8 protein-coding genes are annotated in these 8,647 nt (G+C 70.7%); 7 read left to right on the forward strand and 1 reads right to left on the reverse strand.

Translation table 11 applies throughout. The annotated features are described in order from the left end of the window. The 5 genes from G6045_RS37095 to G6045_RS37115 form a co-directional block, all read left to right on the forward strand. The coding region (locus G6045_RS37095) for a hypothetical protein (RefSeq protein WP_206344686.1) at positions 1-218 on the forward strand (218 nt) is incomplete at its 5' end. Further along, positions 215-2,377, forward strand: coding sequence for a glycosyltransferase (locus G6045_RS37100; RefSeq protein WP_165336639.1), 2,163 nt, complete (start codon positions 215-217; stop codon positions 2,375-2,377). The genes G6045_RS37095 and G6045_RS37100, both read left to right, overlap by 4 nt. Further along, positions 2,374-3,738 carry an acyltransferase family protein gene (locus tag G6045_RS37105; RefSeq protein WP_165336640.1) on the forward strand — a complete coding sequence of 455 codons (1,365 nt, stop codon included), beginning with the start codon at positions 2,374-2,376 and terminating at the stop codon, positions 3,736-3,738. Before G6045_RS37100 ends, G6045_RS37105 begins: the two co-directional genes overlap by 4 nt. A gap of 137 nt (positions 3,739-3,875) precedes the next feature. Further along, a complete protein-coding gene (locus G6045_RS37110) occupies positions 3,876-5,261 on the forward strand; it encodes a nitrate/nitrite transporter (protein ID WP_165336641.1) in 1,386 nt (461 codons plus the stop codon). A 161-nt stretch (positions 5,262-5,422) separates the two neighbouring features. Beyond that, positions 5,423-6,577 (forward strand): uroporphyrinogen-III synthase, encoded by a 1,155-nt coding sequence (locus tag G6045_RS37115; RefSeq protein WP_165336642.1) that lies wholly within the window; start codon positions 5,423-5,425, stop codon positions 6,575-6,577. A gap of 94 nt (positions 6,578-6,671) precedes the next feature. Here G6045_RS37115 and G6045_RS37120 read toward each other — a convergent pair whose 3' ends face one another. Next, positions 6,672-7,211, reverse strand: coding sequence for an anthrone oxygenase family protein (locus G6045_RS37120; RefSeq protein WP_165336643.1), 540 nt, complete (start codon positions 7,209-7,211; stop codon positions 6,672-6,674). A 102-nt stretch (positions 7,212-7,313) separates the two neighbouring features. Between G6045_RS37120 and G6045_RS37125 the strand changes: the two genes are divergently transcribed. Continuing rightward, entirely contained in the window at positions 7,314-7,838 is a 525-nt protein-coding gene (locus G6045_RS37125) for a GNAT family N-acetyltransferase (protein WP_165336644.1), read from the forward strand. A gap of 114 nt (positions 7,839-7,952) precedes the next feature. Beyond that, entirely contained in the window at positions 7,953-8,534 is a 582-nt protein-coding gene (locus tag G6045_RS37130) for a CGNR zinc finger domain-containing protein (protein ID WP_165336645.1), read from the forward strand. Positions 8,535-8,647 lie beyond the last annotated feature (113 nt).

Raw genomic sequence — 8,647 nt, forward strand, 5'->3', positions numbered from 1 at the left:
AGCCCGACCCCGAGCCGACCACGCCGGATCCCGATCCGACCCTGACCGTGGACCCGCCGGCCGGGAACCAGAACGGCGGCAACAACGGGGACCCGATCTCCTTCGGTTCGGACACCTCCGGTTCGGACACCTTCGGAGTGGACGCCTTCGGACTGGGCACCTCCGGTCCGGACGACGCCGCATCCGCCCCCGTCTCCCTGGCAGGCGCCGCACTATGACCCCCCGTACCTCCGGCGCGGCGCGGCGTCGTCGCGTCCCCATGCGGTACCTGCTGCCGCTGCTCTTCCTCGTCGCGCTGATGGCCATGCTGATGCTGCGCGGCTACGTGCACAGCGAGATCCTCGCCGACCACCGGGTGCGCCCGCCCGCGGCCACCGACCAGGTGCCGCACCGGGTGCTCGGCGGCGGTCCGGTGATCGACGCGCGCGCGGACACCATCACGACCCGTCAGGTCCCGCGCAAGAACCTCGTGCTGACCTTCGACGACGGGCCGGACCCGACGTGGACGCCGAAGGTGCTCGACACGCTCAAGCGGTACGACGCGAAGGCCGTCTTCTTCGTCGCGGGCACCATGGCGGCGCGCTATCCGGACCTGGTGCAGCGCATGGTCGACGAGGGCCACGAGGTGGGTCTGCACACCTTCAACCACCCCGATCTCTCGTACCAGTCCAAGAGCCGTATCGACTGGGAGCTCTCGCAGAACCAGCTGACGCTCGCGGGCTCGGCGGGCATCCGCACGACGCTCTTCCGGCCGCCGTACTCGTCGTTCAACGACGCCTTCGACAACAACTCCTGGCCGGTCACCGAGTACATCGGCTCCCGCGGCTACATCACCGTCGTCAACAACACCGACAGCGAGGACTGGAAGCGCCCCGGCGTCGACGCGATCATCAAGCAGGCCACCCCCAAGGGCGGCAAGGGCGCGATCGTGCTGATGCACGACTCCGGCGGCGACCGCTCGCAGACCGTGGCGGCGCTCGACCGGTTCATCCCCGAACTGCAGCGCAAGGGCTATGACTTCACGCATCTGACCGGTGCGCTCGGCGTGCAGAGCGCGCACACGCCCGTCACCGGACTCGATCTGTGGAAGGGCAAGGCGTTCGTCTACGCCGTCCAGGCCTCGGAGCATGTGACCACCGTCCTGGTCGCGGGTCTCGCGGTGATCGGCGCCCTGGTCATCGGCCGCTTCGGCCTGATGCTGCTGCTCTCCTTCGTGCACGCCCGCCGCACCAGGCGCAGAGGCTTCCGCTGGGGGCCCGAGGTCCATGAACCGGTGTCGGTGCTCGTGCCCGCGTACAACGAGGCGAAGTGCATCGAGAACACCGTGCGTTCGCTGATGAGCAGCGATCACCCCGTCGAAGTGATCGTGATCGACGACGGCTCCACGGACGGCACCGCACGGCTCGTGGAGAGTCTGCGGCTGCCCGGTGTACGGGTGATACGCCAGCACAACGCGGGAAAGCCCGCCGCCCTCAACCGCGGTGTGGCCAACGCCCGTCACGACCTGATCGTGATGATGGACGGCGACACGGTCTTCGAGCCGTCCACCGTCCGTGAACTGGTGCAGCCCTTCGGCGACCCGCGCGTCGGCGCGGTCGCGGGCAACGCCAAGGTCGGCAACAAGGACTCGCTGATCGGCGCCTGGCAGCACATCGAGTACGTGATGGGCTTCAACCTCGACCGCCGTATGTACGACGTCCTGCGCTGCATGCCCACGATCCCCGGCGCCGTCGGCGCGTTCCGGCGTTCCGCCCTGGAGCGGGTCGGCGGGATGAGCGACGACACGCTCGCCGAGGACACCGACATCACGATGGCCCTGCACCGCGACGGCTGGCATGTGGTGTATGCGGAGAACGCCCGTGCGTGGACCGAGGCCCCCGAGACGGTGCAGCAGCTCTGGTCGCAGCGCTACCGCTGGTCGTACGGCACGATGCAGGCCATCTGGAAGCACAAGCGGTCCTTCATCGAGAGCGGGCCCTCAGGACGCTTCGGCCGCGTCGGCCTTCCGCTGGTCTCGCTCTTCATGGTCCTCGCGCCGCTGCTCGCGCCCCTGATCGACGTGTTCCTCCTGTACGGGCTCGTGTTCGGCCCGACCCAGAAGACGATCATGGCGTGGCTGGGCGTCCTCGCGATCCAGGCCGTCTGTGCCGCGTACGCCTTCCGGCTCGACCGCGAGAAGATGACGCATCTCATCTCCCTGCCTCTGCAGCAGATCCTCTACCGGCAGTTGATGTACGTCGTGCTGCTCCAGTCCTGGATCACCGCCCTGACCGGCGGCCGGCTGCGCTGGCAGAAGCTGCGGCGCACCGGCGTGGTCGGTTCGGCGCCCGGCATCCCCACGCAGGCACGCGGCGGGGACCGGAGGCCGGTGGGATGAGCACGCACCGTTACGACCCGTCGGGGGCGGGGCATCCGGACGAGCGGGCCGAGTGGCCGGCGTACGGGGTGCCCGAGCAGCGGACGGGGGAGAGGTACGGACACCAGGGGTGGGCTCAGGAGCCGCCGCCGGTGTACGCACCGCCTTCGGAGTACCCGCCGGCTTCGGAGACCGCCCCGCCGTCGCAATACACCCCGCAGCCCCCGCCGCCGCAGCCCGAGCCTGCCCGGAAGCCGGGCCGCGACCGTTACTTGGACCTGCTGCGCACCCTCGCGCTGGTCCGTGTCGTGCTGTACCACATCTTCGGCTGGGCCTGGCTGACGGTCCTCTTCCCCTCCATGGGCGTGATGTTCGCGCTCGCCGGCTCCCTCATGGCGCGGTCCCTGAACCGGCCCGCCCTCGGGGTGATCCGCGGGCGCATCCGCCGGCTCCTGCCGCCCGTCTGGCTGTTCGGCGCCGTGGTGGTGCCGATCATGTTCCTGCAAGGCTGGGAACCGGCGAAGCAGCTCGGCGGCACGTGGATCCCGCAGGTGCTCACCTACCTGTTCCCGGTGGGCGCCCCGCCCTATCCGTGGCACAGCGGCTCGCCCTCCGGGCTGCTCGAGGAGACCTGGGCGGTGCAGGCGGCCGGTCCGCTCTGGTACATCCGCGCGTACCTCTGGTTCGTCATCGCCTCACCACTGCTCCTGTGGGCGTTCCGCCGGCTGCCCTGGGCGACGCTGCTCGCCCCGCTCGCGCTCACCGCGGTCGTCGGCACCGGCCTGGTGAAGATTCCGGGAGAGACCGGCAACGCGGTCACCGACTTCGCGGTCTACGGCTCCTGCTGGGTGCTCGGCTTCGCGCACCAGGAGGGCACGTTCAAACAGCTTCCGCGGTACGTGACGGTCTCGCTGGCCTCGCTCCTGATGGCCTTCGGGCTGTGGTGGGCCTCGAACCATCTCGGACCCGACGGCTGGGACCTCAACGACATTCCGCTCGCCCAGGCCACCTGGTCCTTCGGCTGTGTGGTGATCCTGCTGCAGTACGCGCCCTCGTGGCAGGAACTGCCGGGCCGGCTCAAGAAGTTCGACAAGCTGGTCACGCTGTCCAACAACCGGGCCGTCACGATCTACCTCTGGCACAACGCGCTGATCATGGCGACCATACCGATCCTCGACCTGGCCTGGGACATTCCGGGCTTCTACGACAGCTTCGGGCCGGCCTTCGAAACCACGTACACGGTCTGGATGTTCGTCCTGGTCTGGCCGCTGATCGGCCTGATGATCGTGGCCGTGGGGTGGATCGAGGACCTGGCCGCGCAGCGCAAGCCGCGCCTGTGGCCCGACGGCACCAAGCGCAAGACCGGCTCGCACAGCCGCTGACCCGGCCGGGGCGCTCACACAGCCGCCCCGGTCCGGGTGAGAGCAAGGTTGCGCCGCGGTCATCTGATCGGGCACCGGCCCGAAATCCCCGCTCCCTAGCGTCATCCCTGATCGGACGACGCGGGAGTGGAGGCGTGATGACAGCACCGGCTGCCACAAGCGGACGCAAGGGGGGCCGCTGGATCGAGCAGTGGGACCCGGAGGACGAGGAGTTCTGGGCCCGGACGGGCGAGAAGGTCGCCCGGCGCAATCTGCTCTACTCCGTCTTCAGTGAGCACATCGGCTTCTCGATCTGGACACTGTGGTCGGTGATGGTCCTGTTCATGGGACCGGAGTACGGCATCGACCCGGCCGGGAAGTTCTTCCTGATCGGCACGGCCACCCTGGTCGGCGCGATGATCCGGGTGCCGTACACCTTCGCGGTGGCGCGCTTCGGCGGGCGCAACTGGACGATCGTCAGCGCCTGTCTCCTGCTGATCCCCACGATCGCGGCCTTCGCCGTGATGGAGCCGGGGACCTCGTACACGACCTTCGTCCTGGTGGCCGCGCTCACCGGCGTCGGCGGCGGCAACTTCGCCTCCTCGATGACCAACATCAACTCCTTCTTCCCGCTGCGCAAGAAGGGCTGGGCCCTCGGCCTCAACGCGGGCGGCGGCAACATCGGCGTCCCCGTGGTGCAGCTGGTCGGCCTGCTCGTCATCGGCACGGCGGGCGCGGGGCACCCACGGATCCTGCTCGGCGCGTACATCCCGCTGATCGTGCTCGCGGCCGTGCTCGCGGCCCTGCGGATGGACAACCTCGCGCCGGTACGCAATGACACGGGAGCCGCGAAGGAGGCGGTCCGCGACCCGCACACGTGGATCATGTCGTTCCTCTACATCGGCACCTTCGGGTCCTTCATCGGCTACAGCTTCGCCTTCGGCCTGGTCCTGCAGACCCAGTTCGGCCGCACCCCGCTGCAGGCCGCCTCGCTCACCTTCATCGGCCCGCTGCTCGGCTCGCTGATCCGGCCGGTCGGCGGCCGGCTCGCGGACCGGCACGGCGGTGCGCGCATCACGCTGTGGAACTTCGCCGCGATGGGTACGGCGACCGTCGTGGTGATCTTCGCTTCCGTACGGGAGTCGCTGCCCGTCTTCCTGGTCGGCTTCATCGCCCTGTTCGTCCTGAGCGGCCTGGGCAACGGGTCCACGTACAAGATGATCCCGGGCATCTTCACGGCGAAGGCGTACGCGAAGGGCCTGGCCGGCGAGGCGGCGGACGCCTGGGCGCGGCGGCTCTCCGGAGCGTCCATGGGTCTGATCGGCGCGGTCGGCGCGGTCGGCGGACTCGGCATCAACCTGGCCTTCCGGCAGTCCTTCCAGAGCGCCGGGACCGGGACGGCGGCCTTCGTGGTCTTCCTCGGCGTGTACGTGGTGTGCTGCGTGGTCACCTGGGCCGTATACCTGCGCAGGACCGCACCCCCCGCCGTGGCGGCTCAGCCCACCGCCGAGCCGAAGCCGCAGCTCAGCTACGCGGAGGTGTGAGGCACCCTGGTGCGTGGGACCACGTAACACCTGCGCAATCAGGGCGAACCGAGCCTGTCACGCACCCTTGGCAGGCTCGGTCGACTGCAACGAGGTGCGGTGGTGCACTCGGCCACCGCATCTCGGGGCCACAGCGAGCTCAGCGAAGCGGGACGACAGCCATGGGAAACAACACGAAGCCCCACGCGACCGGGCAGCCGCTCGCCGGATTCACCGTCGGCGTGACGGCGGCCCGGCGCGCCGACGAACTGGGCGCGCTGCTCGAACGGCGCGGCGCGACCGTGCTGCACGCGCCCGCGCTGCGGATCGTGCCGCTCGCCGACGACAGCGAACTGCTCGCGGCGACGAAGGAGTTGATCGACCACGCGCCCGACGTGGTGGTCGCGACCACCGCGATCGGCTTCCGCGGCTGGGTCGAGGCGGCCGACGGCTGGGGCATCGGCGAAGACCTCCTGTCCCGGCTGCGCGGCGTGGAACTCCTCGCGCGCGGGCCCAAGGTGAAGGGCGCGATCCGGGCGGCCGGGCTCACCGAGTCCTGGTCACCGGCGTCCGAGTCGATGGCCGAGGTGCTCGACCGGCTGCTCGACGAGGGCGTCGTGGGCCGCCGTGTCGCGCTGCAACTGCACGGCGAACCCCTGCCCGGCTTCATCGAGGCGCTTCGGGCGGGCGGCGCCGAGGTGGTGGGCGTGCCAGTGTACCGGTGGATGCCGCCGGAGGACCTGACGCCGGTGGACCGGCTCCTGGACGCCGTACTGGCGCGCGGCGTGGACGCGTTGACCTTCACCAGCGCACCGGCCGCGGCCTCGCTCCTGACCCGCGCGGCCGAGCGGGGTCAGGAGGCGGACCTGCTCGCCGCCCTGGAGCACGAGGTGCTCCCGGCCTGCGTCGGCCCGGTCACCGCCCTGCCGCTGCAGGCCCAGGGCGTGACCACGGTCTCGCCGGAACGCTTCCGGCTCGGCCCCCTGGTCCAGCTCCTGTGCGTCGAACTCCCGGCTCGCTCCCGTACGTTGCCCATCGCCGGCCATCAGCTCCAGATCCGCGGTCACGCCGCCCTGGTCGACGGTGACCTGCGCCCGATTCCGCCGGCCGGCATGGCCCTCCTGCGCGCCCTGGCCCGGCGCCCGGGTTGGGTGGTCTCCCGGGCGGACCTGCTGCGCGCGCTACCGGGCGCGGGCCGGGACGAGCACGCCGTGGAGACGGCGATGGCGCGGCTGCGGGCCGCGCTCGGGGTGCCGAAGGTGATCCAGACGGTGGTGAAGCGGGGGTACCGACTGGCGCTGGACCCGGCTTCGGACGCGAAGTACGGGGACGGGTAGGGCGATTGGGGCCCCGTCCAGGGCTGACCTGCGGTCGGGGCTTGCCCCCGGCCAGGGCGCGCCTTCGGCCGGGGCTCTCCTGGGCCGGTAGCGCTCACGTCGCCCGGCCGCGCCCCAGCACCACCATCGCCCGGCTCAGGCACACCACAGCGGCCACGTTCAGCACACCCCGCACCGCGTTCCACATCACCCAGGGGTCCTCGAAGTCCTCGCGCACGGCCCCGGGCGAGGCGATCTTCGTCGGGTCGCCCGCGGACGCGAGCTGGTCGTTGAGCGGCACACTCGCGCCCGACGTGACCGCGAAGACCGCCACGTACAGCAGAAGTCCGGCCAGGACCCAGCGCAGCAGCGGGCGGTCCCGGCGCACGCGCCACGCGACCGCCGCCGGCAGCAGGAGCGCGCCGAACATGGCCAAGAAGAACACCGGGTTCTGGATGACCTCGTTGATGTCCTGCATGACCGAGATGAAGGTCCGGTCGTCGGCCCTGCCGAGCGCGCCCATCACCGAGGTGGCGTACGCGAACCACACCCCTGCCATCAGCCCGCTCGTCACCACGGCCGCGATCAGCAGTACGCCGTCGGCGCCGCGGTGTGCCCTGCCTGTGGATGTGGTCGGTCCCGTGATCGTTGTCATGACCCCAAGTCAAGCCGCTGGACGATCAGTTGACCATGGGTGTGCCGCTCGGCGGCATACGTGAGGGTCCACGCCCGGCCACGTCCGTTGTACGGTGCGCCGATGATCGATGAGAAGTTCGAGGTCCGGCCCGCGACGCCGGACGACGCCGCCGCACTCGTCGCGGCGCATCTGCGGAACAAGGAGCACCTGCGGGCCACCGACCCCGCGCGCTCCGACGCGTTCTACACCGTCGAGGGGCAGATCGCCCGGATGAACGAGCACGGGACCGCCCGCTGGGTCATCACCGACGGCGACAAGGTGATCGGCCGCGCCGACCTCTCCGGGATCGTGCTCGGGCCCTTCCGCACCGCCTGTCTCGGGTACTGGGTGGACGGCGAGTACCTCGGCCGCGGACTCGCCGTGCAGGCCGCCGAGGCGATGCTCGCGCACGCCAAGGATGATCTCGGGCTGCACCGCGTCGAGGCCTCCACCCTCACCGACAACGAAGCCTCCCAGCGCGTCCTCACCAAGTGCGGCTTCGAGAAGATCGGGTTCGCGCCCACGTATCTGCACATCAACGGCGCTTGGCGGGACCACTTCATCTTCCAGCGGATCCTGCACGACGACCCGCCGCCGCTCTCATAAAGCGGGGCGGCCTGTGCGGGGGTCTTCCGGCCGCGCGCCCCGCCGGGCACTCTGTGAGGGAATCACCGGCAAACCGGAATCACCGGCAACCCCCCACAAGGCGGTGACAGGCGCATGGTGGCGAGTACGGCCGCGTACGAGCCGCGGTTCGACGCCGGGCGGGTCGGTCTCGACCTGCTCGCCACGTCCCACCCGGAGGAACGGCTCGACGGCGCCGAGGCGTTGGGGGAGTGGCTGAGAAGCGCGGGCCTTGTCCCGGCCGGGGTCCGGCTTCCGGGTATCGGGCTCGACTGCGTGCACCGTTTCCGTCAACTGCGCCAGGACATCGCCCAGTTGGTACGGGGTGCGCCGGCGCTCGGCGGAGAGCCGTTCGCCGCCGCCCTCGCCCGGATCAACGAGGCCGCCGCCGCCCCGCCGCCCGCGCCCCGCGCCGTCCCCGCCGAGGACGGACGTCTCGTACGGGTCCTGCACGCCGAACCCGACTGCGGGTCCCTGCTCGCCGTGATCGCCCGCGACGTCGTGGAGCTGCTCACCGACCCCGTCGCCGCCGCACGGATCCGCCAGTGCGAGGGCGACAACTGCCCCCGGATCTACCTCGATACGTCACGCGGCCGCCGGCGCCGCTGGTGCTCGAGCGAGGTCTGCGGCAACCGGGAGAGAGTGGCCCGGCACCGGCGCCGCATGGCCGTGACGTAAGCGCAGGACCGCGGGCGGACCTAAGCACGGACCTGAGCAGAAGCAGTCACCCTCGCGCTCCTGAACGTCCAGTCAGGAAAAAGTTTCCGTACCCGTTGAACACGCGGCCCGCC

It is taken from the genome of Streptomyces mesophilus (assembly GCF_011044995.1).
GTDB classification, from domain to species: domain Bacteria; phylum Actinomycetota; class Actinomycetes; order Streptomycetales; family Streptomycetaceae; genus Streptomyces; species Streptomyces mesophilus.